The organism is Amycolatopsis sp. NPDC051372 (assembly GCF_040682095.1).
In the GTDB taxonomy this organism is placed as follows: Bacteria; Actinomycetota; Actinomycetes; order Mycobacteriales; family Pseudonocardiaceae; genus Amycolatopsis.
Map to the genome: position 1 here is coordinate 72,341 of NZ_JBFBAF010000036.1, position 26,720 is coordinate 99,060.

Here is a 26,720-nt window from a genome sequence, read left to right on the forward strand (position 1 = left end):
GGGTCGTGCGCATTCCCCGTTTCCTCCCGGTGGCGGCCGCCGCGGCGGCCGTGTCGGCGCTGCTCGTGGCGTCGGGGTGGCTCGAACCACCCGGCCGGACGCACCCGGCCGCGCCGGCGACGTGCGCGATTCTCCAGGTGGAGAGCCAGAACTCGCACTCGTCGTCGTTCGTCCGGCTCACGTTGCCGACCGGGCAGTGGCAGTCGCTCGGCAACCCCGGCTACAGGATCAACGCGATGGCCTACTCCGCCTCGCAAGGTGTGGTCTACGGCGTGGCCGACGGTCCGACCTCGGGCCACTTCCACGACGGCGCCCACGCGGTGCGGATCGACGGTTCGGGTCACGTCACCGACCTCGGCGGCGTGTTCCGCGCCGGCGCGCGCCACGGCATCTGGAGCTGGGCGACCGGCTCCACGGGCGGCGCGATGGCCGGCAACTCGTGGTACCTGCTGCATGCCAACAGCCTGTACACAGTGGACGTCGACCCGGCCAGTCCCCACTACCTCGACGTGGTCGCGCACCTGCAACTGCGGCCCGTCGTCCTGTCCTCCGGTGTCGACGACTTCGCCTACAACCCGGCGGACGGCTTGCTCTACGGCGTGTCGGTCACGGCCGCGGGCCACGGCTCGGTGGTCACGATCAACCCGCGCGACGGCCGCGTCGCCATCGTGCCGGGCTTGAAGTTCCCCCTCGCCACGGCGTACGGCTCGGTCGTGTTCGGTCCGGACGGTGCCCTCTACGCGACGGCGAACCGCATCGGCCACCGCAGCGTGACCTATCGCCTGCCGCGCGACGGCTCCGGTGGGGCGCAAGAGATCAGCACCGGGCCCGAGCTCTACACCTCCGACGCGGCCGGGTGTCTCGCCGGGGCAACGGTACCGCCCCCACCGCCCCCACCGCCTCCGCCGTCCCCGCGACTGGATCCCCCACCGTCGTCGAACTCGGTGAAACCTTCGCAGACCGCGGAAGACCCACCGCCGCCCGCGCTCGCGGAGCAGTCGCCGGCGGTGCCCCAGCCGCCGAACGCGACTTCGCCCGCCCCGATCGTCGCCTCGACCTCGGTTGCGCCACCGACGAAGTTCCGTCCCGTTGCGACACCGCAGCCGGTGGCCGACGCCGGCCACCGCGTGGAGAAACAACGCAGGTGGAGCGTTGCCGTGCTGGTTCTCGTGATCGGTGGTGGAGCGGCGGCAGCGCATGTGAGACGAGGCCGTTAACGCGGGCGTCGCCTCGATGACGGCGGTTGTCCAACTCCGTTAACCAGACTCCTCCTCCGGTGTCGTGTGACGCCGGAAGAGGAGAAAACGGATGAAGCGCGTGAGAATCGGGGTCGCCGCGGGGATCCTCGCCCTGCCGCTGCTGGCCACGGGCACGGCGTCGGCGCACGGAGGCGACGGGCACGCCGCGTTCGCCGCCCGCGACGACCACTACGGGACGCGAGCCGGCCGGGCACTGCAGGTGCACGGCGACGGGGTGCTCGGCAACGACAGCCGCGGTGACGCGAGCGGCGCCATCGTGCGCCACACCGCGCCGGAACACGGGTCGCTGACCCTCGACCCCAGCGGGTCGTTCAGCTACACGCCCGCGCCGGGCTTCCACGGCCGCGACACGTTCACGTACTCGGTGTCGGACGCGGTGCAGCTCTACCCGACCTCCCTGCCGCCGCTCGTGACCATCGGCGGCGTGAAGCTCACCGGTGGTGCCTACGGTTCCGCGCTCACGCCGGTGCCGGGCTCGCGCGACGAGTTCTACGGCCTCACCGACCGCGGCCCGAACGTCGACGCGCCGGACGGGTCCAAGGTGGAGCCGCTGCCCGCGTTCGACCCGGCCATCGGCAAGTTCCGCCTCAAGGACGGCAAGGCCGTGCTCGAGAAGCGGATCCCGTTGCGCGCCAAGGACGGTTCGCCGTACAACGGGCAGGTCAGCACGGCGGCCGACACCGGCGAGACGATCGTGGGCCTCGACGGGAACCCGTTGCCGGCCACTCCCAACGGGTACGACTCCGAGGGCCTCGTCGCCGAACGCGACGGCACGTTCTGGGTGTCCGACGAGTACGGTCCCTTCATCACGCACTTCCGCGCCGACGGCCGCGCGATCGAGTGGCTCTCGCCGTTCGACGGCTCGCTGCCGAGGGAGCTGAAGTACCGCGTGCCCAACAAGGGCATGGAAGGCCTCGCGCTCACGCCGGACGGCAAGACGCTCGTGGGCATCATGCAGTCGGCCCTGCAGCAGCCGGACCTCACCAAGAAGCCCGGCAACGTGACCACGCTGCGGATCGTCACGGTCGACCTGCGCACGCACGCGACGCATGAGTACCTGTACCTGCTGCAGGACCCGGACGACACGGGCACGGCCGTCAGCGAGATCACCGCGCTGTCGTCGACGAAGTTCCTCGTGGACGAGCGCGACGGCAACTTCGAGCCCGGCGCGTTCAAGAAGATCTACGAGATCGACCTGCGCGGCGCGACCGACATCGGGCCGAAGGCGAAGGTGGCCGGTGCCGCTTACGACTCCGTCAAGGGTGGGCTGCTCGTGGGTGACGCGCAGTCGAGCATCGACGCCTACGTCGGCAAGGACACCACCGAAGAGGCCACCGCGGGCCTCGCCAAGGTCGGTATCACGCCGGTGGCGAAGAAGCTGTATGTCGACCTCGGCGCGCTGGTGACCGGGTTCGACCCGACCGGCGGCTTCTTCGGCCACGACAAGGTGGAGGGCGTCGCGACCACCGACGGCGGCCGCACCCTCGTGGTCAGCAACGACAACGACTTCGGCATCGACGGCCTCTCGAACACCGCGCCGCCGTACGCGCTCCACGCCAAGACGCTGCCCAACGGTCAGCAGGACGACGGGGAGTACTTGAAGATCGACACGACGAAGCTGCCCGCCCGCGTCACCACGGCGACGGTCACCATCGACGTGCGCTGAGTTCCTGTTTCACAGCAAGGCACTGGTTTGTAGCAAGGACTGCGGCCGGGGCTCCGTCAACGGGGCTCCGGCCGTCAGTATTTGAACTGGTCCACGTTGTCCTGGGTGATCAGCAGCGGATCGCCGAGCAGCATGGTCTTCGAGCGCGCGTCGTACTTCACCGCGGGCAGCTCGAGGCTCACGTTGTTGCTGGGCCCGAAAGAGTGGCCCTCCACGAGCTGTTCCGCCGCCCACGCGGTGAGGTAACCCAGCGATTCGACGTTCCACAGCACCGACATCGAGCAGGAACCGTCGAGCAGGTAGGGCTTCATCGTTTGCGGTGTGCCCGTGCCGACGGTGTAGACGCGGCCGATCTTCTGCTGGTCCCGCACCGCTTGCGCGACGCCGGGAGCCGACGTGGTGCACTCGCCGATCAGGCCCGTGAGGTCGGGGTGGCGGTCGAGGACCTGCTTCGCGAGCTCGGTCGCCGTGGTCGTGTCCTCGCCGGCGTAGACGGTCTCCACGAGCTGCGCCTTCGGGTAGCGCTGGGCCGCGTAGGTCTGCTCGACGGAGATCCACGCGTTGAGGTTCGCGGCGGTCCGCCCGCACGAGACGATGGCGAACTTGCCGCTGCCGCCCGTTTTCGCCATCAGCGCGTCGACGAGCGCGGTGCCGACGCCTTCGGGAGATGCCTGGTTCACGAACACCTCGCGCTGAGTTGCCGGCGCATCGGTGTCGGTGGTCAGCACGTGGACGCCCTTGGCTCGAGCGTCGGCGATCGCGGGCGCGAGCGCGCGGGGATCGTTGGGCGCCACGGCGATCACGTCGACGTGCTGGGCGACGAGGTCGTTCAGGATGGCGGTCTGGGCCGCCGGGTCGACGGTCGCGGGGCCGCGCGTGATCCACTGCGCGCCGAGCCGCTTCGCCGCTTCCAGGCCGCCGGCGTTCATGGCGTCGAAGTACGCGATGCCCGCGACCTTCGGCACGAAGGCGATCCGGACCGGGGCTTTGTCACCGTCGGCCGTCGGCGTCCGGAGCGAGGAGGAACAGCTGCCGAGCCCCACCACCGCGCTCAGCAGCAGCGCGACGCCCAGGAAGAGCGTCTTGGACGGCCCTCGCATCCCCACCATTCCTTCAGTTCACGGTCTGCGCACCGCCGGCGACCTGGAGTGAACGTAAGGGAGCGTGCTCACAGGGGTCAACCGGTCGTGTGCAAAGGGTTACGGAAGCGAGTTCAACGGTGATCTTGGCAGCACCTGGTACCCGTTTGGGGTATGTGGCTAGCCTGGTGGCGATGACTCGACCGTCCCGCGGGTTCCGGTTTTCGGCCCCGGCGCGCCGGCTGTTGCTCGGCGCGCTGGTCTTCGGCGTGCTCGCGATGCACCACGTCCCGGCGCCGCACGGTGGTGAGATGAGCGGGATGGCGGCGGTGTCCGTTGCGCACTCGGCGATGGACGCACCTGCGGTGGCGATGGTTCCGGTGCCCGTGGCTTCGACGTCGGCGGATCCGGTTGCCGCGCCGCCCGCGAGCGACGGCGGCCACGTGATGCTGCACCTGTGCCTCGCGGTGCTGCTGGCCGCGGCGGGGTTGTTGCTCGCGCTGGCCTGGCTGCGCCGGCGCCGCGAGAGTGCGGTGTCGGGTCCGGTCGAACGCGGGCCCGCCGGGTTTGCCCGGGCGCCGCCTTCGCGGACGGGCCGAGAACTCCTCACCGCTTCCTGCGTACTGCGGATCTGATCGGGCACGGGCTCCAGCGTGTCCGAACTTCGTCGTACCCAGTGAGGAAAGAAACGTCATGAATCGCAAGTTCCTGGTGGGCATCGCGGCGCCCGCGATCGCCGCCGTGCTCGTCGGCTGCTCGTCGCAGGCCGCCGCCCCGCCCGCTGATCACAACACCGCGGACGTCACCTTCGCGCAGGACATGGTCCCGCACCACCGCCAGGCTGTGGAGATGTCCGCGCCCGTGCCGGACCACACTGGCGACCAGCGAGTGATCACGCTGGCGAAGCAGATCCAGCAGGCTCAGCAGCCCGAGATCGACCAGCTCACGGCGTGGCTGAAGGCGTGGGGTGCGCCGGCGCCTTCACCGATGGGCGGCATGGACCACGGTCAGATGTCCGGCATGGTCGACACCGCCGGCCTCGGCCAGCTGCGCGACGTGGCCTACGGCCGCAAGTGGCTCGAGCTGATGATCCAGCACCACAGCGGTGCCGTCGCGATGGCGCGCACCGAACTGGCCCAGGGGAGCAGTGCGGATGCGAAGGCCATGGCCCAGCCGATCGTCGACACCCAGGAGGCCGAGATCACCGCGATGAAGTCGCTCCTCGGCGGCTGAGCATGTGATCGAGATACCCTAAGGGGGTATAGTGGACGACATGACTGACCACCAGAACGGCGCGTCCTGGTCCACCGCGATCCAGGCGACGCTGCACTGCCTCACCGGCTGTGCCATCGGTGAGGTGCTCGGCATGGTTCTCGGCACCGCGTTCGGGCTGCACAACGCGGCCACCGTGGTGCTGTCCATCGTGCTCGCGTTCGTCTTCGGCTACGGTCTGACGATGCGCGGTGTCCTGAAGTCGGGCCTGAGCGTCTCGGCGGCGTTCAAGGTCGCCCTGGCCGCCGACACCGTGTCGATCGCGGTGATGGAGATCGTCGACAACCTCGTGATCGTCATGGTCCCGGGCGCGATGGACGCGGGTGTGACGTCGGCGTTGTTCTGGCTCTCGCTGCTGTTCTCGCTCATCGTCGCCTTCGTGGTCACGGTGCCGGTGAACAAGTGGATGATCGGCCGGGGCAAGGGGCACGCCGTGGTCCACGCACACCACCACCACTGAGTGGTCCGGACCGGAGTGAGCACGTGGTTCACTCCGGTCCGGCGCGGAATAACAAGTTCACATCCATGAACAATTCACAACCGTGAAAGCACGCTTTGGTGGGTGTACAACCACATGACGGTCGTGTACGGTGCCGATTATTACTAATCCGACCACAGTCACGGCCGAATGGCTTCGTGGCAACAGTTGCGTGCCGTGTGGGGGGCGGCCTACTTTTGGCCGGATTAGTAAAACTGCAGGCGGCCTTCTCGTGAGGCATTTCCCCACTGGCGTTTTCCACGACTGTGAAATGGCGGGCAATCGTGAGCGTTTCCCGGCGTACCCTGCTGACCACCGCGGCCGGTGCCGCCGTGGCGGCGACCGCGACCAGCACCGTTCCGGCGGTGGCTTCGGGGCAGGGAGTGTCCGACATCGCGAGCCAGGAGAAGGTGTTCCGCTCAGCGGCAGACTACGCGGTGAAGAAGCTGCGCGCGGTCGCCCCGGGCGTCACCTCGTTTCCCACCGGGACCAAGTTCGAGAAATGGGCCTTTTCGCAGAATGGTGACTGGGTCGGCGGATTCTGGCCCGGCACGCTCTGGATGGCATACCTGCACACCGGCGACGAACAATTCCGCGCGCTCGCACTCGCGTCGGCCGACAAACTGGCGCCGCGCCAGAACGACACCAGCACGCACGACCTCGGATTCCTGTTCTATCCGTCGTGGGTCACCGCGTGGCGCGTCACCGGCGACGACAAGTGGCGCGCCGGCGCGATCCAGGCGGCCTCGTCGCTGATCAAGCGCTACAACGCCAACGGCCACTTCATCCGGGCCTGGGGTTCGCTGACCGACCCGAAGGACGCGGGCCGGATCATCATGGACACGATCATGAACCTCGACCTGCTGGACTTCGCGACCAAGCAAACCGGCGACAGCCAGTACCTCGACATCGCCATCGAGCACGCGAAGACGGCGCAGCGCGTGTTCCTGCGTCCCGACGGCTCCACGCCCCACGTGTTCGACTTCGACCCGGCCACCGGCGCCGAGATCGGGCCGAACACCGTGCAGGGCTACAGCCCGGCATCCTGCTGGTCGCGCGGGCAGTCGTGGGGCATCTACGGCTTCACCACGATGTACCGCCGCACCGGAGACCGCTCGTTCCTCACCACCGCGCGACGGCTCGCCGACTTCGCGCTGAAGGCCCTCACTCCGGACAACGTGCCGGTGTGGGACTACACCGCCCCACAGGCGCCCAACGACATCAAGGACGCCTCCGCCGGTGTCGTGATGGCGTGCGGCCTCATCGACCTCGCCTCGGCCGCGGGCCGCCCGGAGTACCGCGCCGCCGGTCTGCGCCTGCTGGAGGCGACTTCGCGCACGTGCCTCACGACGAAGTCGAGCCGCGCCGACGCGGTGGTGGCCCGCTGCACGCGCAACCGCCCGGCCGAGGACGGGATCGAGATCTCGTTGCCGTACGCGGACTACTACCTGCTCGAAGGCATCCTGCGCGTGCTGAAGCCCCGCGAGCTCGACAAGGCGATCGACCTGTCCGGGCACTGAGTTCCCGGCCCGGGTGGGTGCCGGCCGCCGTGTCCGCGGGCGGCCGGCACCGTGGTCCGGTCCGGCGACTTGTCAGACGGCCACCGCGGGCCGGATGTTGGCGCCCAGGTGGAAGACGTTGCCGGGGTCGTACTTCGCCTTGATCAGCGCCAACCGGTCGTACTTCTCGGCGCCGTACGCCGCGCGCACGCGGTTCTCGTCGTACTCGGTCATGAAGTTGACGTAGCCGCCGGCGCTCGACGCGAACGGCGTGAGCGCGGTCCAGAACGCGCGTACCCACTCGCGGTCCGCCTCGAACTCCTGCAGGTCGGCCGTGGTCGCCGTGAGGTTCACGGCGATCTTGGGCGTGCGCGTGCCGCCGAAGGCCGTCGCGTCCTCGGCCACGCTGCAGTAGGCCTCGCGCATCACGAACATCGGTGTGATCGACAGCGGCGACGACTTCCGCGGCAGGTACTCGGCGATCACGTCGAGCACCTCGTCGCTCAGATCGTCGATGTACAGCCCCTTCTCGTACGCCAGCAGCCCGCGCGGAGCGGCTTCGTCGAGCATCTTCTGCAGACCGACGTACGGGATCGGTGTCACCAGCTCGAACGCCGCCGGCAGCCCGCGCCGGACTCGCGCGACCACCTCGGCGTGCTCCTCCGGCCCTTCGAACCCGGCGATGATCAGCGCGTACCCGGGCGCGAAGTGCGCTTCGGGCGGCACGAAGTCGGCCGGCGGCGCGTTGAGGCCCACCAGCATCGCGCCCATCGTCGGCGGCAGCGTCGCGAGCGTGTCGCGGATGAACCGCAGTGCCTCGGGAGCCTGCGCGAGCGGCCAGAAGAACAGGCCCAGCTCGATCATCGGGCCGACCGGGTGCGCGCGGAACTCGAACTCCGTCACCACGCCGAAGTTGCCGGCCCCGCCGCGCAGGGCCCAGAACAGGTCGGCGTTCTCGTCCGCCGATGCGTGCAGCGGCACACCATCGGCCGTGACGACGTCGGCCGCGAGCAGGTTGTCGATGCTGAGGCCGTGGCGTGCGGTCAGCCAGCCGACGCCCCCGCCGAGCGTCAGACCGCCGACGCCGGTGTCGCTGATCGTGCCGCCCGGGACCGCCAGCCCCTCCTGCTGGCCTGCCGCGTCGAGCTCGGCCCACGTGGTGCCGCCGCCGCAGCGGATGGTGCGCGTGTGCGTGTCCACGGTGATCGCGCGCAGCGCGCTCAGGTCGATCACCACGCCGTCGTCGCACATCGAGAACCCGCCGAAGCTGTGCCCGCCGCCGCGCACGCCCACCGGCAGCCCGTGCTCGCGGGCGAACGCCAGCGCCGTCGCGACGTCCGCGGTGCCGGCGACCTGGGCGATCACGGCCGGGTGCCGGTCGATCTGACCGTTCCAAATCTTCCGCGCGTCGTCGTAGCCGTCGTCGCCCGGCGTGAAGACGGTCCCCGCGAACCCCAGCCGCAACGGAGTCACGTCCTTCGTGTCGAGTGTGGTCATGCTGCCCCCTCAGGCTTGGCGAATTGTCCAGTATTGGTCGCCTGTCGTCGCAGCTCAAGGGCATATCGGCGCGACGGGACCGGCGGCGCCGGTTTTCACGTAGGTGTCCGAGACGTAGAGGTCCGGACCAACGCGGTCCCAGATCGCGCTGGTGCCGAGGGCGCCGCTCACGGACTCACCGGGCACCGAGCACTCGATCGGCACGCGTGCGTAGGGCGCTGCGACGCCCTTTGTCGCCGCTGACGTGCTGGGGCTCTCGCGCAGGTTCAGCGGCGCGCCGGCGGTGGTGATCACGCCGGCGGGGCCGCCGGTGCCGGTCCAGAGGTAGGTCACGTCGACCCACGAGCTGCCGGTGAGGCCGAGGCCGTCCCAGAAGACGCCGTCGGCGAGATCGATGCCGGCCGGATTTTTCACCGCACGTCCGCGGGAGTCCTTGCCACCGTTGAAGCCGTCCTGGAACGCGGCCTGCGCTTCGGGCGTGCCCTGCGGCAGCGTGGGGAAGCTGGCGCGCTCCTCGGCCGGGTTCCAGTAGTCGTCGTGGGTGTTCCAGGGGCCGACCTCCCACACGGGCGCGAACTCGCAGCGGGTGCCGTCGGTGCGGCAGACCTTCGCCGTGTAGGAGCCGGTTCCCTTGGGGGACACCGATTTCGTGGAGGGGAACGACACGAAGTGGTCGCTTTTGGCGATCACGTGACCGTTGGACGTCTTGCCGCCGACGAGGCCTTCGCGCGTCGCGTAGATCCGGTAGGTCAACGGCTCGGTGACGACCGCGTCCCGAGCCGAGCCGGCCGATGCGGCGAGCGTCACCGCACGCACGGTCGGCCGCACACCGTCGGCCGTGCCGGACAGGGAGATCCGGGCCTGGACCACCTGGACGGCGAACGGGAGCTCTTGGCCTGCCGGTATCCACTCGGTCCAGTCGCCGGCCGTGTCGCGGCCCCGGACGTCGACCTCCACGGTGGTGCCGGCCGGGACGTCGTCCGCCACCCGAGCGGTCAGCCGGCCCACCGAGGAGGCGAGGTGACGGGTTGCCGTGACGAGAACACCCCAACTCCGTGCGGTCACCGGGTTCCACGCCGAGTCGGCCAACGTCAGGAAACCCGAAACCGAGGACACGTTCACGTCGTCACCGTCCACCGTGGACAGATCCACCTGCCACGACCCGGCCGCGGCGGCCGGCGTCACGGGTACCACCGTGAGCACCGCCGCCAGCACCACGAGCACCCGCCGAACCAGACCTCTTCGGACCATTCCCGCTCCTCCACGACAAAGGGGTCCTGTCGAGACGCAATCCTCGTCTCGGCAGGACCCCTTGCCGAGCAAGCGAGCCCGCGCGTACGGGTCAGGCGGACACGATCCGCGGCCCCTCACCTGGAGCGGACTCCAGCCGCGTTTCCAGCGCCGATTGCTGCGGCCGCGCCGAAAGCTCCCGCCAGATCGCCAGCGCCCGCTCGGAGTACGTGCGCGAGCGCTCCGGCTGGCTGAGCGCGGAATGCAGCTCACCGAGCAGCTGCGACACCTCGGCCTCCGAGCGCCGGTCACCGTTGCGGCGGTGCACGCTCAGCGAGTTGACCAGCAGCAGCTGCGCGTGGGCGAAATCGCCGCTGTGCAGGCACAGCTCACCGAGGTTCTGGTTGGCGTAACCCACGCAGTGGTCGTCGCCCAGATCGGTGAACACCGCGATCGCGCGCGTCACGAACTCGCGCGCCGGCCCGAGGTTGCCCTCGTGCTGGTGCAGCAGCCCGAGCCGTTGCAGGGCGTGGGCCTCGCGGTGCCGGTCGCCGATCGCGGCGGCCAGCTCGAGCGCGTCGGTGAACCACCGCTTGGCCGGCGCGTAGCACTTCTGCGCCATCCAGACGGCACCCACGGCGATGCGGATCACCGCCTCGCCGTGCCGGTCGCCGGCTTCGGCGAACAGCTTCGACGCTTCGTGACAGCGTTCCAGCGCGAGGTCGTTGTCGCCCTGGATGCGCAGGATCGTGCCGAGCCCGGCGAGCGCGATGCCGGTGCCTTGCGCGTCGCCGACGCGTTCGTACAGCTCCCGCGCCGCGTCGAACGCCACGAACGCTTCGGCGTAGCTGTCCTGGTACAGGTGGATCTGCCCCAGGTTGCGCTGCACGATCGCCTCGCCGCGCTCGGCCCCCGCACGCCGGGCCGCCGCCAGCGCCACCTCGTGCGTGGCGTGCCAGTCGTCCTGGTGCCCGCGCAGGTCGAAGTACGGCGTGAACGCGGCCGTGAGCTGCCACGCCAGGTCGTCGAACCCGAGCTGCGCGGCCAGCGTCACCGCGGCGACACCGGAATGGCGCTCCGCGGCGAACCACGCCGCCGGGTCGGCCAGGAGCTGCTCCGTCCCCTCCGGCAGCTCCGGGTGCGGCACGGCGTGGTCGCGGTACTGGCCGAAGAAGTGGATCGGCATCCGCTCCGCCGCCGCGACGGCCAGCGCGAGGTAACCCTCGAGCACCCGTCGCGCCGCGCGTCGCGTCTTCTCCGGCGCGTCCCGCCCGGCCAGCTCCGCCGCGTACACGCGGAGCAGGTCGTGGAGCCGGTACCGCGGCTGGCCGGTGGCGTCGGACGCCACGAGCTCCACCAGGTGGGCATCGACGAGCACGTCGAGCACGTCGTCGGCCGACGGACGGCCCAGCGCGGCCGCGACGACCCAAGCGGGGAACTGGATCGGCCCCAGCGCACCCAGCCAGCGGAACGCCGCGGCCGCCGACATCGGCAGCAGGTCGTAGCTCAGCGTCACGCTGGCGCGCATGGCGAGGTCGCCGACGCGCAGCTCGTCGAGCCGGCTCCGCTCGTCGTGCAGCCGATCGGCGAGGATCCGCAGCGACCAGCTGGGCCGGTTGGTGAGCTTCGCCCCGGCCACGCGGATCGCGAGCGGCAGGTGCCCGCATTGACGCAGGATCGCGGCGGCGTTGTCGGGCTCGGCCGCCACCCGCTCGGCCCCGACGATGCCCTCCAGCAGCCGCGCGGCCTCCGGTTCGGGCAGGAGGTCCACGTCGACCGCCACCGCGCCGTCGAGGTCGGGCAGCCGCACCCGGCTCGTCACGAGCACCGCGCACGCACCCGTGCCCGGCAGCAGCGGCCGCACCTGGGCGGCGCTGCCCGCGTCGTCGAGTACCACGCACATGCGTTTGCCGGCCAGGCGCGAGCGCAGCAGCGCCGAGCGTTCCGGCAGATCGCGCGGCAGGCCCGCGTCGGGAATGCCGAGCGCGCGCAACAACTCCGCGAGCACACCCATCGGCGCCCTTGGCGACGACGACGTGCCGGCGAGGTCCACGTGGAGCTGCCCGTCCCCGAAAGCGTCGCGCACCGCGTGGGCCACCCGGACCGCGATGGCGGACTTGCCGACGCCGGGCGCGCCCGAGAGCACCACCACCGTCGGCCGGCGCGTCTCGCCGTGTTCGCGCAGGCGCGTGACCAGCCGGCCGACCACGTCCTCGCGGCCGGTGAAGTCCGGCAGATCGAGCGGGAGCTGGCAGATCGGCGGCCCCGGTTGAGCTCGCGGTAGCGGCACCGCGAGCTCGGCCGGCAGCCCGGGCAGTCCGGGCACCGCGGCGGGCGTCACGAGCGTGGCCCGCAACTCTCGCAGCCGGGGCCCGGGCTTCGCCCCGAGTTCCTCTTCCAGCGTGTGCTCGGCCAGCTCGTAGGCCTCCACCGCCTCGGCGATCCGGCCGCCGTCGCGAAGCGCCGTCACGAGCTGCTGCCACAGCTGTTCGCGCAACGGGTGTTCGGTGACGAGGCCGCGCAGCTCGGCGATCGCCTCGCCGTGGCGCCCCAGCGCGAGGCGGGCCCGCAGCCGCTGCTCCTGCACCGACAGGCGCAACTCGGCCAGCCGCGCGATCGCCGCGCCCCAGCCGTGGTCGTGTGGCAGGCCTTCGAGCACTTCGCCGCGCCAAAGCGCGTCGGCTTTGTCGAGCAACGCGAGCGCCGCTTCCGCGTCACCGCGTTCGAACGCTTTCCGCGCTTCGGCAGCGTGGTTGGCGAACAGCACATGATCGAGTTCTTCGTCTGCGGCGATGAGCAGATATCCCGACGCGCGGCTGCTGATGCGATCACCCAGCTCGGGTGCCGTTTCCGCGAGCCGCCTGCGGAGGGAGTGGACGTAGGTGCGGATGTTGGCTGCCGCGGAGCGAGGTGCGGTACCCGGCCAGAGGACTTCGACCAGCACTTCGGTGGACACCACGACATTCGGCTGCAAAGCCAGCGCGGCCAGCAGCAACCTCGGCTTCGGCCCGCCCAATGGGACGGTCCGGCCTTCAGCAATGACCTCCAACGGTCCGAGAATTCGGAACGCCAGCGAAGTCAACAATTTACCCGCCTGAGCGGCAAGGTCCCCATGACCGGGCATGCTAGGAGCGTTTGCGCAGGTTAGCTAGATCCATTCGGAGGCTCACGTCCCCTATATCGCGATTTGTACGGGTCGTGTACAAGGCTTCGACACGCTATGGCCATGAAGCGTTCGAAGCTCCGGCGCCTCGCCGGATTCGGGGTTGTCCTGGCCGCGATCGGCGGGTTCGCGTTTTCCTCGGGAGTACCCGCGTCGGCAGTGTCGTCAACCGTGCCCGGCAAGGTCCAGACCGCGGGTGACCCGCTCAACGTCCGCCGCGCACCCAACGCCGCCGCCACCGCCGTGAAGACGGTGGCCAACGGCGCGACCGTCGCCATCGAGTGCCAGACCACCGGCAGTTCCGTGGCCGGCCCGCTCGGCACCACCACCATCTGGGACTACGTGCCCGCGCTCGGCGGCTACGTGTCCGACGGCTACGTGCAGACCGGCTCCGACGGCCGCGTCGCACCCGATTGCGGCACCGGTACCGGCAGCGCCCAGTGCGCCGCGTCCTGCGCCGCCGAAGGCGTGTTCCGCTCGTCCGACTCGCACTTCGTCGCCTACGACACCAATGCCGACGGCAGCTCCGGCGTCGTGCAGTACTGGCTCGCCGACGGCTCGGGCCCGTACTACGTCTGGGCTTCCGGCGGAAACGGCACGTCGGTGGACAAGGCCGCGCCCGTCGCGCAGGGCAAGTGGGTCTTCTACAAGGTCTGCACGGGCCACAACACCTCGCCGCCGACGTTCGCCGGCTGCAGCGCCGGCCTCACCGACTTCGCGGCCTGACAACCCCTACTCCCTGAAAGGATCCCTGACATGGGCCAGGTGAACCGGCGCTCGGTGCTGCTGGGCGGACTCGCCGCCGTGACCGCGGCCGCCGCGACGACCGCACTGCCTTCGTGGGCCGACGCGCGCACCGCCGTCGCCGCCCCGGCGATCCACGACCCGTTCCAGCTCGGCATCGCCTCGGGCGACCCGTTGCCGGACAGCGTGGTGCTGTGGACGCGGCTCGCCCCCGCGCCGCTCAACGCCGACGGCTTCGGCGGCATGCCGGACGCGACGTACGCGGTGGACTGGGAAATCGCGAACGACGAGGCGTTTTCCTCGATCGTGCAAAACGGTTCGGTGAACGCGGTGCGCGCGTCGGCGCACAGCGTGCACATCGAGCCGACGGGTCTCGAGCCGGCGCGCGAGTACTTCTACCGCTTCAAGACCGCCGGCTACATCTCGCCGGTCGGGCGCACGCGCACGGCGCCCGCCGCGGGTGCGGCCGTGAACCAGCTGAAGTACTGCTTCACGTCCTGCCAGCACTGGGAGGAAGGCTGGTACCACTCGTACAAGGGTGTGGTGCGCGACGATCCGGACCTGGTGCTGTTCCTCGGCGACTACATCTACGAAAAGCCTTCCGGACGCAAGAAGGCGGAACTCAACCCGCGGCGGCTCGCGGTGCCTTCGGACACCACGACGCTGGCTCTGTACCGGGCTCGGCACGGCCAGCACAAGACCGATGTGGACCTTCAGGCCGCGCACGCGCTGGCGCCGTGGCTGGTCGTGTTCGACGACCACGAGGTGATGAACAACTGGAACTCCACCACCAGCCCAGCTTCGGCCGCCCGCAAGGGCTACGGATTCCAGGCGTTCTACGAGCACATGCCGATCCGGTCCACGGCCAAGCCCAGCGGGTCGTCGATCCAGCTGTACCGCCAGTTCCTGTGGGGCGACCTCGCGCGCTTCCACATGATGGACACGCGCCAGTTCCGCAGCGCGCAGGTCACCGGCACGGCGTGCGGTCCGTACCGCGACACCTCGCGCACGATCACCGGCACGGCGCAGGAACAGTGGCTGCTCAAGGCGTTCGAGACGCACCCGGCGACGTGGGACTTTCTGGGCCAGCAGGTGTTCTTCGCCCAGCGCGACGGCGACGGCAATTCGACCACGTGCGAGAGCCCCGACTCGTGGGACGGCTACCAGGCTTCGCGCGATCGCATCACGCAAGGCTGGATCGACCGCAAGGTACCCAACCCGGTGGTGCTCACCGGCGACGTCCACCGCCACTGGGCGGCCGACCTGCGCAAGGACTACTTCGACCACGGCGACCCGATCGTCGGCTCGGAGCTGGTGACCACCTCGGTCACGTCCAACAGTGACGACGCCGCGCCGCCATCGGCCGCGTGGCTCGCGAACAACCCGCACATCAAGTACTGCAAGGGAGAACGCGGCTACGTGCGCGTCACCGCGACGCCGGCGCAGATGCTGGCCGACTTCGTGGTGGTGTCGGACACGAGCGTGAACGACCCGGCGAAGCTGGTGATCAAGACGGACAAGAGCTTCGTGGTCGGTGCGGGTTCGAAGGGGCTGCAGGCGGTGTGAGCAACCGACGGAAGTAGGTGGTGCTTCCCCGTCCGGCGTGCTCCGTGATACCGCGATGCGGAACTTCCGAATCGGACTTTTGTTCCATTAGGCGACATTCCACTCGGGACAGTGTGGACGAACCGGACTTCCTCCTTGTGTGCCAACGAAGATCGAGTGTGGCTTCGAGATAACGGTTCCGCACCGGCGGGCCGGACGCTTCCCCGGCGGCCGGTGCGGACCTAGTCTCGGGCCGGACGTCTGCGGCCTGGGGCCGCGATTCACGAGGGAGTTGCCTGTGCGAAGAAGTCTCACCGTGTTCCTTTCGCTGGCGATGGCGGGTGGCCTCGCGGCCGCCACGCCGGGGCTGGCGTCTGCGGCGTCGGCCCCGGGTCGGGCCGACATCCCCGCGTCGCACCCGCTCTGGGCGAACGCCGGGGCCAGGGTTGCGAACACCGCGCCGGCGTCCAAGCTGGACTTCCGGGTGTACCTGAACCTGCGTGACGAGGCCAGTGCCGAAGCTGTGGCGGCGGGCGTGTCCGACCCGCAGTCCAAGAGCTACCGGCAGTACCTGTCGCCGCAGCAGGTGCGCGACCGCTTCACCGCTTCGGACCAGACCGTGTCCGCGGTGAAGACGTGGCTGTCGGGCGCCGGGTTCCAGATCGGCGACGTGCCGTCGAACCGCGCGTACGTGGAGGCCGTCGGTACGGCGGACCAGGTGCAGAAGACGTTCGACGTCACGCTCGGCAAGTACGCCGTGAAGGGCCAGACGCTGCGGGCGGCGGACAAGAACCTGTCCGTGCCGGCAACGCTTGCTTCCTCCGTGCTGGGTGTCGTGGGCATCGACCAGGCGACGAGCCTGCTGGAGCCGGACCACACTTCGGGTGCCGACACCGCTTCCGCGAAGTCTTCCGGTCCGGCGACCGCGCCTCCCGGCGCCGGTTTCCGCAACTCGGGCCCGTGCAGCGACTACTACGGCCAGAAGACCGACACGACCGACCCGGCGTACAACGGCAAGCAGCTGCCGTACGCGCCGTGCGGCTACAAGCCGGCGCAGCTGCGTTCGGCGTACGGCCTCGACCAGGCCGCCAAGCTCGGCGCCGACGGCCGCGGCACCACGATCGCGATCGTGGACGCCTTCGCCTCGCCGACCATCTACGCCGACGCGTCGGAGTACGCCAAGCGCAACGACCCGGCGCACCCGCTGACGAAGGCGCAGTTCAGCCAGCACGTCTTCCCGGTCAACCCGGCCGACGAGGGCCCGGACCAGTGCGACGCCTCGGGCTGGTACGGCGAGGAGACCCTCGACGTCGAAGCCGCCCACGGCCTCGCGCCGGGTGCGAACATCCTCTACGTCGGCGGTTCCGACTGTGAGGACCTCTCGCTCGACACCGCGCTGAACTACATCATCGCCGGCCACAAGGCCGACATCGTGTCGAACTCCTACGGCGACACCGGCGAGGACCTGCCGGCCGACGAGATCAAGGCGTTCAACCAGATCGCCGTGCAGGCCGCGCTCGAGGGCATCGGCGTGTACTTCTCCTCCGGCGACAACGGTGACGAGGTCGCGCGCCTCGGCACGCCTTCGCCGGACTTCGCGGCTTCCTCGCCGTGGGTCACCGCCGTCGGCGGCACCTCGCTGGCGGTCGACGCCTCCGGCAAGCGGACCTTCGAGACCGGCTGGGAGACGGGCAAGTCCACGCTCACCGCGGGTGCCTACACCCCGTCCTTCCCGGGCGCCTTCAACGGCGGCGCGGGCGGCGGCACCAGCCGCGTGTTCCCGCAGCCGGCGTACCAGAAGGGCATCGTGCCGGACGCGCTGTCCACGAAGAACCAGAAGGGCAAGGCCAAGGGCCGCGTCGTCCCGGACATCTCCGCGGTCGCCGACCCCAACACCGGCATGCTCGTGGGCCAGACCCAGCGCTTCCCCGACGGCGACTACTACGACCAGTACCGCATCGGCGGCACCAGCCTGGCGTCCCCGGTCTTCGCGGGCGTGATGGCCGTGGCCGACAGCCTGGACCACTTCCACCACGGCTTCATCAACCCGGCGCTCTACCAGCTCACGTCACGCACCGGCACGATCTACGACGTGAAACACGTGGACGCCGCCGTGCAGCGCGTGGACTTCGCCAACAGCGTCGACGCGTCGGACGGTCTGCTGACCTCCGCCCGCACGCTCGACTACCCCAACCTGACGATCCACACCACCAAGGGCTACGACGACGTCACCGGCCTGGGCTCGCCGAACGGCTTGCCGTTCTTGTTGCTCGTGTGATCCGCTACTGAGGGTCGGTGCAGGCCCCCGCTTTGCCGCGTTTCGGCAGGGTGGGGGCCTGCGTCGTTTTCGGGGGACTTCAGGCGCCGCCCGAACCCGCCTCCACCGGTGTGTGGCGCATCTTCCGCACCGCCGGCGACAGACAACAACGGCACCAACGCCGCCACCGCCAGCACCACCCCACCGGCCGTGGCAACGGGCCCGGTGCCGAACGCCGACGCCAACGGCCCTGCCGACAGCTGCCCGATCGGAATCCCCACGTACGACCCGAAGTCGTCATACGCGGCCATCCGCGAGAGCAGGTGCTCGGGGACGTTCTCCTGCACCGTCGTATCCCAGGCCACGTTCGCGACCCCACTCCCGAGCCCCGCCACCAAAGCCGCGCCCGCCAGGGCCACGAACCCCGGCTGCAAGCCGAGCACGATCAGCGGCGCGGCCGACAACGCGGCGCACACCTGCCCCAAGGTCAGCAGCCGGCGAGCCGCCACCCGGTACATGACCACACCCGTGATCAGCACCCCCGCGGCCCGTACGCTCAGCACCGCACCCCACGACGCCTCGCCGATGGTGGCGCGCGCGATGGTCGGCCCGAGGACCTGCCAGACGCCGGTTTGCGCGATGTTGACGACCGTGAACGCGGCCACGATCTGCCACAGCCACGTGATCCGCCGGAACGCGTGCCAGCCCTCGCGGATGCCCGGCAAGACGCCCGCCCGTGACGAGCCGGCGACCGGGGGCAGGCGGAGAAAGCTGAACACCAGGCCGGCCACCACGAACGACAAGCCGTCCGCCGCGATGGCCCAGCCGCCGCCGACGGTGGCCACGAGGACACCCGCGACGGAAGGCCCCGCCACCTTCGAGATGTTGCGCGCCGAGGACAACAGCGAGTTCGCCTGACGCAACAACCCCCGGTCGACCAGCTGCGGCACGATCCCGCGCAGGGCCGGCGTGGTGAACGCCGTGAGCACCCCGTTGGCGAACTCCGTGCACACCAGGAACGGCAGCGAGTAGTTCCCCGTCAGCAGCACCCCCGCCGCCACGAGCTGGGTCGCGCCGCTGCCCAGGTTGGCGAGGCGCAGCACCAGGTCACGCGGGAAGCGGTCGGCCACCGAGCCGCCGACCAGCAGCAACGCGAGCAATGGCACCATGTTCGACGCCAGCACGATGCCGAGGTCCCCGGAGTCCGGGCTGGCGTCGAGCACCGCGAACGCGAGTGCCACCGGCGTCATCGAGCTGCCGAGCAACGACACCATCCGCGCGCCGAAGAACACGGCGAAGCGCCGCGACGCCAGAACCCCCATTCGATCATCGTGCCAGCGGGGACGGAGGCCGTCGAAAGAGTTTCAAGACCGAGCTGGAAAGGGAACAACAATGACCGGGCGCATTGTCGTCCTGTGGCGAGCGGGTACCGCTCCCGAGCGCCGAACCCGTTCGAACGGCTCGCGGTGTCCGGGACGATCGTCGAGGTCACCGGCAACCTGGGCAACTCGATCACTTTCGACCTCGAAGACCCCGAGTTCTCCTGGCCGGGGGAGACGTTCGTCGCGGAAGCTTCCCCCAGCCCCGGCCAGCGGCAATCATGACACCCGGCAAAACGGGAGAAGGGCCAGTACATGAGCGGGATCGACGCGGACGTCTTCGGGGGACGCATGCCGTCCGGCGCGGGCGACTTCGCCATCGAGACGCACGGCATCACGCCCGTGCCCGAGGCGAACCGGTTCGGCCGGCCGTGGCGGCTTGCGAGCGTGTGGTTCGCACCCAACCTCACCATGACCGCCGTCTTCACCGGCACGCTCGGGTCGACGTTGGGGCTGGGCTTCACGACCGGGTTCATCGTCGCGCTCGTCGGCACGGTCCTCGGCTCGCTGCCGCCCGCGTACCTGTCCACGTGGGGCCCGAAAACCGGCGCGGGCCAATTGCCGCTCGCGCGCCTGCCGTTCGGCAAGACCGTGGTGCTGCCAGGGCTCGTGCAGTGGCTCGGCAGCATCGCGTGGGACGCGCTGGTGGGGCTCTTCGGCGGCGAAGCGCTGGCGGAGTTGACCGGGCTGCCGTTCTGGCTCGCCGTGGTCCTCGTGCTTGCCCTGCAATGCCTGCTCGGCGTGTTCGGCTACGCCGTGATCCACCGCGTCCAGGCCGTGATGAGCGCGGTGCTCGTGGTCGCGTTCGTGGCGCTCGCGGTCAAGGTCGTGCTCGACCACCCGATCACGTTCACCGACTCCGCGACCGGCGGCGACTATGCGGGCGCCATCGTGCTGTTCTCCACGATCACGCTCAGCCTCGCCATCTCGTGGGCGCCCTACGCCGCCGACTTCAGTCGCTACCTGCCCGCCGACACGAAGCCGGCCGGGGTCTTCTGGTTCACGCTGCTCGGGCTCGTCGCGTCCTACGCGCTGGGCGAGGGCATCGGCCTCGCGCTCGGCTCGGCGCTGGGCGACCAGACCGCGGCCGGCGTCTCGCAGCTGGTCGGCGGCGGCGTGGTCGGTGGCCTGGCGCTGCTGGTGATCGCGCTGGCCGCCGTGTCGTCCAACGCCATGAACGACTACAGCGGCTCGCTCGCCCTCCAAACCGTGGGCGTGCGGTTGCGCCGCCCGGTGTCCGCGGTCGTGGTGACCGTGCTGGCGTTCGTGCTCATCCTCTGGATGCACAGCGGCGACCTGTCGGCGAAGTTCGAGAACGTGCTGCTGTTCGTGAGCTACTGGATCCCGCCGTTCCTGGGTGTCGTGGTGCCCGACTGGCTACGTCGCACGAAGGCCGGCCGGCGCTTCGACATCGGCGCTGAGCTGCGTAAATCCACCCGGACGTGGGCCGCGCTGGTGGCGTTCCTGGTCGGTTTCGCGGCGGCGGTGCCGTTCATGAACACCACTGTCTACACCGGACCTGTCACCGCCGCCCTGCACGGTGCGGATCTGGCGTACTACGCGGGGTTCGTGGTTTCACTGGTGGCGTATTTGATCCTGCGTGGCGGAAAGAAGGTTGACCTCCAGTAAAGTAGAGGTCGCACGCTGGTTGGTACCTACGCCAGGAGGAACCATGCCAGTCGCCGTCATCACCGGCGCGTCAGCCGGGCTGGGGCGGGCCCTCGCCGGGGCCCTCGTCCGTCGCAAGTGGACAGTGCTGGGCACCGCGCGGGGTGCGGAAGCGTTGCGGACTACCGCCGACGAGATCGGCTTCACCGCCGTGCCCGGCGACGTCACGGACCCGGCGCACCGCGCCGCCCTCGCCGAGGCCGCCGGGCCGCGGCTCGATCTGCTCGTGAACAATGCCAGCAGCCTCGGCATCAGCCCGCTGCCGCCGCTGGCCGACTACCCGCTCGAAGCCCTGGAATCCGTCTACCGCACCAACGTCTTCGCGCCCCTCGCACTCACTCGAACGCTGCTGCCCGCGCTGAAAACCGCGAACGGCACTCTCGTCGACATCAGCTCCGACGCCGCCGTCGAACCCTACGAGGGCTGGGGTGCCTACGGCTCCGCGAAAGCCGCGCTCGACCACGCCACGGCCGTGCTCGGCGTCGAGAACCCGGAGCTCGCCGTCTACGCCGTCGACCCCGGTGACCTGCGCACGGCCATGCACCAGCTCGCCTTCCCCGGCGAGGACATCTCCGACCGGCCGCTGCCCGAGACGGCTGTTCCCGCGTTCCTCAGGCTGCTCGACGAACGCCCGCCCAGCGGCCGCTACCGCGCCGCCGACCTCGCCACGGCGGTGCGCTCGTGACCACTCCGCACACCCGCTTCACGCTGTCGGACGATCTGCTCGCCGTCGCACCACCCGAAGCACGGGGCCTCGCCCGCGACGAGGTCCGGCTGCTCACCGCGAGCCCGGCCGGGGTCCACCACGCCACGTTCCGCGAGGTCGGCGACCACCTGCGGCCCGGTGACCTGCTCGTCGTCAACACTTCGGGCACGCTCCCGGCGGCCGTCGACGCCGTGCGCGGCGACCACGTCGTCGGCGTCCACTTCTCCACCGAGCTCGACGCCGTGGAGTTCGACGAGGGCACCTGGGTCGTCGAACTCCGCGCCACCGGTGGCCCGCTGCTCGACGGCCGCGAAGGCGAGCACCTCGCGCTGCCCGCCGGAGCCGGCCTTACCCTGCTCGAGCCGCACATCGCCGGCCGGCGACGGCTCTGGCGCGCCCGCGTCGACGTCGAAGGCGGCGTGGAGAAGTACCTGGCGCTCGTCGGCCGCCCCATCCGCTACGGCTACGTCCCACGCACGTGGCCGCTCACCGACTACCAGACCGTGTTCGCCCGCGACCCCGGCTCGGCGGAAATGCCCAGCGCCGCCCGCCCCTTCACCGCGGAACTGGTGACGCAGCTGGTCTCCCGCGGCGTCCTCTTCGCGCCGATCCTGCTGCACACCGGCGTCTCGTCGCCGGAAGCGGGAGAGCCCCCGTACGCGGAGCGCTTCCGCGTCCCCGCCACCACGGCCGCGCTGGTCAACTGGGTTCGCACGCAGGGTGGCCGCGTCGTCGCCGTGGGGACGACCGCGGTCCGCGCGCTCGAGTCGGCCGCGGTGGACGGCTCCGTCACCGCCGCGTCGGGCTGGACGTCGCTGGTGCTGGGCCCGGACCACCCGGCCCAGGTCGTCGACGGGCTCGTCACCGGCCTGCACACGCCTGAGGCCTCGCACCTGCTCCTGCTCGAGGCCGTCGTCGGCCCCGCTCTGGTGCAGCGCGCCTACGACGCGGCCGTCGAGCGGAGGTACCTCTGGCACGAGTTCGGTGACGTCTCGTTGCTGCTGAGCAAGTAACGGCACCCCTGTCAAGGGCCTCCCACCGGTTTTCCCGCGATGCGGATGTCGATGCGCCCGGGTGAGTGACCGTGCGAACCTCGCCGGGACCCGTCGCCGCTGGAAGGGCCCACCCGTGCGCAAGCTCCCGAGAACCCGTCTGTTCGCCGCCGCGCTCGTCGCGCTGACCGCGGTGGGCGCACTCACGGGCTGTTCACGCGCGGACCGGCCCCAGGCCGCGGCCACGGACGAGGGCGCGGCGACGGAGGTCCGCCTCGGCTACTTCCCGAACGTCACCCACGCGCCGGCGCTGATCGGCGTCGACAAGGGCTTCTTCACCCAGCAGCTGGGCAAGACGAAGCTGACCACGCAGACGTTCAACGCCGGCCCCGACGAGGTCAACGCGCTGCTCGGCAAGTCGCTCGACATGGCGTTCATCGGCTCGGGCCCGGCCATCACGGCCTTCAGCAAGTCCGAAGGCGCCATCCAGCTGGTCTCGGGCGCGGTCTCGGGCGGTGCCCAGCTTGTGGTGAAGCCGGACATCACCAGTGTCGACCAGCTCAAGGGCAAGACGCTGACGACGCCGCAGCTGGGCAACACGCAGGACGTGGCGCTCAAGAAGTTCCTCGTCGGCAAGCAGCTCACCGGCCAGGTCACCGTGACCACGATGGACAACCCGAAGACACTCGACGCCTTCCGCAAGGGCGACGTCGACGGCGGCTGGCTGCCCGAGCCGTGGTCCTCGCGGCTGGTGCTCGACGCCGGCGCGAAGGTGCTCGTCGACGAGAAGTCGCTGTGGCCCGACGGCCGGTTCCCGACCACCGTGGTGATCGTGCGCAGCGAGTTCCTGCAACAGCACCCCGACACCGTGCGCGCGGTGCTGAAGGGCGAGCTGGCGGCCATCGACTGGGCCAAGGCCAATCCGGCGGATGCGAAGACGGTCGTCAACGGAGCGCTCAAGAAGCTCGCCGGCAGCTCGCTGAGCCCGGCCGTGCTCGACCGCGCGTTCTCTGGCATCGAGCTGACCACGGACCCGATCCCCGAGCAGTTCCCGCAGCTGGCGCAGGACTCCGTCACCGCGGGCGTCGCGAAGTCCGCCGTGGCGCTCAAGGGGTTCGCCGACTTCGGTCCGCTCAACGAGGTCCTGCAGGAAGCGAAGCAACCCGCCGTCGAAGCCCCCGCCCTGGCCAAGTGACCGCGTCCCGGTGATCCAGCCCTGGTGATCGAAGAGAGGCAGCGAGCGATGACCATCACCCTCCCCAGTGGACGGACCGACTTCACCGCCACCGCCGCCGTGCGCCTGTCCGGCGTCGGCAAGGCGTTCGGCCCGGCCGGGCGCGCCGTGGTGGCGCTCGACGGCATGGACCTGGCGGTGGCGCCAGGTGAGTTCGTGTGCCTGCTCGGCGCGTCGGGCTGCGGCAAGAGCACGCTGCTGAACCTCGTGGCCGGCCTCGACGCGCCGTCGGCGGGGGAGATCACGCTCAACACCTCGCGCCCGGCGGTGATGTTCCAGGAGGCCGCGCTGATGCCGTGGCTCACGGCCAGCCGCAACGTCGAGCTGCCGCTGCGCCTGGCCGGGTTCGGCCGCGCCGAGCGCCGCCGCAAGGCCGCCGAGCTGCTGGACCTGGTGCGCCTGAGCGGCGTGGGCGACAAGCGTCCGCACGAGCTGTCCGGTGGCATGCGCCAGCGGGTCGCGCTGGCCCGCGCGCTCGCGGCGACCCACCGCGTCGGCGGTGACGCCGAGCAGGCACTGCTGCTGATGGACGAACCGTTCGCCGCCCTCGACGCCATCACCCGCGACGTGCTGCAGGGCGAGCTGCTGCGCGTGTGGGGCAGCACGGGCACGTCGGTGCTGTTCGTGACCCACGACGTGCGCGAGGCCGTGCGGCTGGGCCAGCGCGTGGTTCTGCTGTCCTCGCGCCCGGGCCGCGTGGTGCGCGAGTGGACCGACGTGCCGCTGGCCGACACCGAGGAGCTGACCGAAGAAATCACCGGCCACCTGCGAAAGGTGATCAGCACCCATGCCGCAGCCTGACGGACCCGTCGACGAGCTGGACGCCGTCGGTTCCGGCCTCGACGCGCTCGACGCCCCGGTAGGGGAGCGCCGCCCGTCGTTCTGGCGGCGGTTCGCGTGGGGTTTCCTGCCGCCGGTCGTCGCGCTCGTGCTGCTCGTGGTCGTGTGGCAGATCCTGTGGGCCGCCGCGTTCTGGCCGGAGGCGCAGCTGCCCGCGCCGCTGGCCGTGTGGAACGAGTTCTGGGACCGCCTCACCGACGGTGAGGTGTTCGGCTTCATCTGGACGTCGCTGCACCGCGCCGCGCTCGGCTTCGCCGCGGGCGTGGTGATCGGGACGCCGCTCGGGCTGCTCGTCGCCAAGGTCCGCGTGGTGCGCGCGGCGATCGGGCCGCTGCTCACGGGGCTGCAGAGCCTGCCGTCCGTGGCCTGGGTGCCGGCCGCGATCCTGTGGTTCGGTATCAACGACGCGGCGATCTACTTCGTCGTGTTGCTCGGGTCCGTGCCCTCGATCGCCAACGGCCTCGTGTCCGGTATCGACCAGATCCCGCCGATCCTGCCGCGCGTCGGCCAGGTCATGGGCGCGCGCCGGCTGGCCGCGGCCCGCCACATCCTGCTGCCGGCCGCGTTGCCCGGCTTCCTCGCCGGGCTGAAGCAGGGCTGGGCGTTCTCGTGGCGTTCGCTGATGGCGGCCGAGCTGATCGCGCTGTCGCCGCAGCTCGGCATCGGCCTGGGCGCGTACTTGAACCAGGGCTCGTCGCTCAACGCGATCGAGAAGGTGATCGCAGCGATCTTCCTGATCCTGCTCGTCGGAATCGGGATCGAGCTGCTGGTGTTCCGGCCGCTGGAGCGCGCCGTGCTGCGGGCGCGCGGCCTCACGTCCTCGCTCTGACGGGGTTCATCGGACGCGGTTTCGCGGCACCCACCACAATGTCCGATCATGGCCCCCGCGATCCTGGCGCTGCTCGCCGATCTGATCTTCTTGGTGCGGTTCCTGCGCGAGCCACGGCGGTTCGGCAACGCCGTGTGGTTCGCGATCGCTTTGGTGTTGACGGCGTTGTGGCTCTTCAGCCTTACGGCGGGGCTGGTGTGGCTGCAGACCGTGGTTCTGATCGTCGTCGCGGTGGTGGCGGTGATCGCCGCGCTGGTGCTGCCGTGGGCGCTGGTCGCCAACGGCGCGGTGATGTGGCGCCGCGAGGGGCATCGGCCGGCGAACCTGCTGTCGCTGCTCGCGGGGCTGGCGATTCTGGCGGTCTACGTCTTCACGGTGGGCGCGGTCGCTTTCACGCGCGCGGCGCCGTGGCTGATCGTGGTGGCGCTCTCGGCACTGCTGCTCTCGGCGTATCTGGCGTTCGTGTTCACGGCGCTGCTCATGTACTCCGTGCTCTACAGCCGGTTGAACCGCCGCGCCCGCGCCGTCGCGATCATCGTGCTGGGCTCCGGTTTGCTGGGTGACCGCGTGCCGCCGCTGCTGGCCAGCCGGCTGGACCGCGGGGTGCAGTGCTACCAGCGCTCGCCCGAGGCCGTCGTGGTTGTGTCCGGTGGCCAGGGCAGTGACGAGCTCACCTCGGAAGCCGTGGCGATGGCTGCGTATCTGGAGAACGCCGGAGTGCCTCGGGAGTCGGTGCTGCTGGAGGACAAGGCCACGACTACCGACGAGAACCTGCGCTTCAGCGTGGAACTGCTGCGCGCGCGGGGGATTTCCGGCCGGATCCTCGCCGTGACGAACAACTACCACGTCTTCCGCACCGCCATCCTCGCTCGCCGCCTGCGGTTGCGCCTGGACGTGATCGGGGCGAAGACGGCGTCGTACTTCGTGCCGAGTGCCTTTCTGCGGGAGTTCGTGGCTTTGCTGGTGCAGTACAAGAAGACGAACATCGCCGCGTTCGTGGTGCTGGGCGGTTTCCCGCCGGCGTTCGCCTTGCTCGGCCAGCTCTGACGCGCCTGCGGCACAAAAAACCGGCCCGCAGGCGAGGAGCCTGCGGGCCGGTCTGAAGTGGACGGTCAGCGCCCGGTGCGGCGAGATCCCGCGCGGGTGCCGGCCGAGAATGCCGCGGCGCCACGGCTGGAGCCGGAGGCCGAGCCGGCGCGGCTGGGCTGCTGCGAACGCGTCGCCGACTGGCCGGAACCACCGCGGCGCGGTTCGCCCTGCGTGCGGGCGGCGGCTGCGCCACCGCGACCGTACATCAGCATGGTGCCCGCGTCGAAGAGGTCGAGCGCCTGCCTGACCTGGAGCGGATCCTGCGGCAGGTGCGCCGGCGCCGTGGTGAGCCGC

General features: G+C 70.4%; 22 protein-coding genes and 1 pseudogene. 17 read left to right on the plus strand and 6 right to left on the minus strand.

The features are described 5' to 3' along the window. The first annotated feature begins 5 nt into the window (after nt 1–5). Entirely contained in the window at nt 6–1,217 is a 1,212-nt protein-coding gene (locus AB0M56_RS40730; protein ID WP_364186282.1) for a hypothetical protein, read from the plus strand. A gap of 91 nt (nt 1,218–1,308) precedes the next feature. Continuing rightward, on the plus strand, nt 1,309–2,925 hold the full coding sequence (locus tag AB0M56_RS40735) for an esterase-like activity of phytase family protein (RefSeq protein ID WP_364186284.1): 1,617 nt from the start codon (nt 1,309–1,311) through the stop codon (nt 2,923–2,925). 74 nt (nt 2,926–2,999) lie between these two features. Here AB0M56_RS40735 and AB0M56_RS40740 read toward each other — a convergent pair whose 3' ends face one another. Then, nucleotides 3,000–4,025: an autoinducer 2 ABC transporter substrate-binding protein gene (locus AB0M56_RS40740; protein ID WP_364186286.1), complete on the minus strand. Its 1,026-nt coding sequence runs from the start codon at nt 4,023–4,025 to the stop codon at nt 3,000–3,002. 173 nt (nt 4,026–4,198) lie between these two features. Between AB0M56_RS40740 and AB0M56_RS40745 the strand changes: the two genes are divergently transcribed. The 4 genes from AB0M56_RS40745 (at nt 4,199) to AB0M56_RS40760 (ending at nt 7,274) form a co-directional block, all read left to right on the plus strand. Beyond that, nucleotides 4,199–4,639 (plus strand): hypothetical protein, encoded by a 441-nt coding sequence (locus AB0M56_RS40745; RefSeq protein ID WP_364186288.1) that lies wholly within the window; start codon nt 4,199–4,201, stop codon nt 4,637–4,639. A 58-nt stretch (nt 4,640–4,697) separates the two neighbouring features. Further along, nucleotides 4,698–5,237, plus strand: coding sequence for a DUF305 domain-containing protein (locus AB0M56_RS40750; RefSeq protein ID WP_364186290.1), 540 nt, complete (start codon nt 4,698–4,700; stop codon nt 5,235–5,237). A gap of 40 nt (nt 5,238–5,277) precedes the next feature. Beyond that, nucleotides 5,278–5,736: a DUF4396 domain-containing protein gene (locus tag AB0M56_RS40755; protein WP_364186291.1), complete on the plus strand. Its 459-nt coding sequence runs from the start codon at nt 5,278–5,280 to the stop codon at nt 5,734–5,736. A gap of 302 nt (nt 5,737–6,038) precedes the next feature. Then, complete coding sequence (locus AB0M56_RS40760) at nt 6,039–7,274, plus strand: glycoside hydrolase family 88 protein (RefSeq protein ID WP_364186293.1); 1,236 nt, start codon at nt 6,039–6,041, stop codon at nt 7,272–7,274. Nucleotides 7,275–7,346: 72 nt separating this feature from the next. Here AB0M56_RS40760 and AB0M56_RS40765 read toward each other — a convergent pair whose 3' ends face one another. The 3 genes from AB0M56_RS40765 to AB0M56_RS40775 all read right to left on the minus strand — a co-directional run bounded on the left by AB0M56_RS40765 (nt 7,347) and on the right by AB0M56_RS40775 (nt 13,104). Beyond that, nucleotides 7,347–8,750 (minus strand): FAD-binding oxidoreductase, encoded by a 1,404-nt coding sequence (locus AB0M56_RS40765; protein WP_364186294.1) that lies wholly within the window; start codon nt 8,748–8,750, stop codon nt 7,347–7,349. Nucleotides 8,751–8,804: 54 nt separating this feature from the next. After that, nucleotides 8,805–10,001: a hypothetical protein gene (locus AB0M56_RS40770; RefSeq protein ID WP_364186295.1), complete on the minus strand. Its 1,197-nt coding sequence runs from the start codon at nt 9,999–10,001 to the stop codon at nt 8,805–8,807. Nucleotides 10,002–10,092: 91 nt separating this feature from the next. Next, nucleotides 10,093–13,104 carry a BTAD domain-containing putative transcriptional regulator gene (locus AB0M56_RS40775; protein ID WP_364186297.1) on the minus strand — a complete coding sequence of 1,004 codons (3,012 nt, stop codon included), beginning with the start codon at nt 13,102–13,104 and terminating at the stop codon, nt 10,093–10,095. Nucleotides 13,105–13,206: 102 nt separating this feature from the next. On the opposite strand from AB0M56_RS40775, the gene AB0M56_RS40780 reads away from it, so the two are divergent. From AB0M56_RS40780 to AB0M56_RS40790, 3 genes are all read left to right on the plus strand, one after another. Then, nucleotides 13,207–13,869: a hypothetical protein gene (locus AB0M56_RS40780; protein ID WP_364186298.1), complete on the plus strand. Its 663-nt coding sequence runs from the start codon at nt 13,207–13,209 to the stop codon at nt 13,867–13,869. Nucleotides 13,870–13,899: 30 nt separating this feature from the next. Continuing rightward, nucleotides 13,900–15,453, plus strand: coding sequence for an alkaline phosphatase D family protein (locus AB0M56_RS40785; RefSeq protein ID WP_364186300.1), 1,554 nt, complete (start codon nt 13,900–13,902; stop codon nt 15,451–15,453). 277 nt (nt 15,454–15,730) lie between these two features. Beyond that, entirely contained in the window at nt 15,731–17,710 is a 1,980-nt protein-coding gene (locus AB0M56_RS40790; RefSeq protein WP_364186301.1) for a S53 family peptidase, read from the plus strand. Here the strand turns inward: AB0M56_RS40790 and AB0M56_RS40795 are convergent. After that, a complete protein-coding gene (locus AB0M56_RS40795; protein WP_364186302.1) occupies nt 17,650–19,011 on the minus strand; it encodes an MFS transporter in 1,362 nt (453 codons plus the stop codon). The two genes, AB0M56_RS40790 and AB0M56_RS40795, sit on opposite strands and share 61 nt — an antisense overlap. 93 nt (nt 19,012–19,104) lie before the next feature. On the opposite strand from AB0M56_RS40795, the gene AB0M56_RS40800 reads away from it, so the two are divergent. The 8 genes from AB0M56_RS40800 to AB0M56_RS40835 all read left to right on the plus strand — a co-directional run bounded on the left by AB0M56_RS40800 (nt 19,105) and on the right by AB0M56_RS40835 (nt 26,384). Beyond that, a complete protein-coding gene (locus tag AB0M56_RS40800) occupies nt 19,105–19,293 on the plus strand; it encodes a hypothetical protein (RefSeq protein ID WP_364186304.1) in 189 nt (62 codons plus the stop codon). A 30-nt stretch (nt 19,294–19,323) separates the two neighbouring features. Further along, the gene (locus AB0M56_RS40805; RefSeq protein WP_364186306.1) at nt 19,324–20,697 is read left to right on the plus strand and encodes a cytosine permease; all 1,374 of its coding nucleotides are present in this window, start codon (nt 19,324–19,326) and stop codon (nt 20,695–20,697) included. Between the two features lie 43 nt (nt 20,698–20,740). Further along, a complete protein-coding gene (locus tag AB0M56_RS40810) occupies nt 20,741–21,421 on the plus strand; it encodes an SDR family NAD(P)-dependent oxidoreductase (RefSeq protein WP_364186308.1) in 681 nt (226 codons plus the stop codon). Beyond that, nucleotides 21,418–22,455 carry an S-adenosylmethionine:tRNA ribosyltransferase-isomerase gene (locus tag AB0M56_RS40815; RefSeq protein ID WP_364186310.1) on the plus strand — a complete coding sequence of 346 codons (1,038 nt, stop codon included), beginning with the start codon at nt 21,418–21,420 and terminating at the stop codon, nt 22,453–22,455. Before AB0M56_RS40810 ends, AB0M56_RS40815 begins: the two co-directional genes overlap by 4 nt. A gap of 115 nt (nt 22,456–22,570) precedes the next feature. Continuing rightward, nucleotides 22,571–23,629, plus strand: a complete 1,059-nt coding sequence (locus AB0M56_RS40820) for an ABC transporter substrate-binding protein (protein ID WP_364186322.1) — start codon at nt 22,571–22,573, stop codon at nt 23,627–23,629. A 48-nt stretch (nt 23,630–23,677) separates the two neighbouring features. Next, a complete protein-coding gene (locus AB0M56_RS40825) occupies nt 23,678–24,469 on the plus strand; it encodes an ABC transporter ATP-binding protein (protein ID WP_364186312.1) in 792 nt (263 codons plus the stop codon). Then, the gene (locus tag AB0M56_RS40830) at nt 24,456–25,337 is read left to right on the plus strand and encodes an ABC transporter permease (RefSeq protein WP_220246860.1); all 882 of its coding nucleotides are present in this window, start codon (nt 24,456–24,458) and stop codon (nt 25,335–25,337) included. Before AB0M56_RS40825 ends, AB0M56_RS40830 begins: the two co-directional genes overlap by 14 nt. A gap of 48 nt (nt 25,338–25,385) precedes the next feature. Next, the gene (locus tag AB0M56_RS40835; RefSeq protein WP_364186314.1) at nt 25,386–26,384 is read left to right on the plus strand and encodes a YdcF family protein; all 999 of its coding nucleotides are present in this window, start codon (nt 25,386–25,388) and stop codon (nt 26,382–26,384) included. Between the two features lie 65 nt (nt 26,385–26,449). Here AB0M56_RS40835 and AB0M56_RS40840 read toward each other — a convergent pair. Then, a pseudogene (locus AB0M56_RS40840) lies at nt 26,450–26,720 on the minus strand (hypothetical protein); the annotation flags it as partial.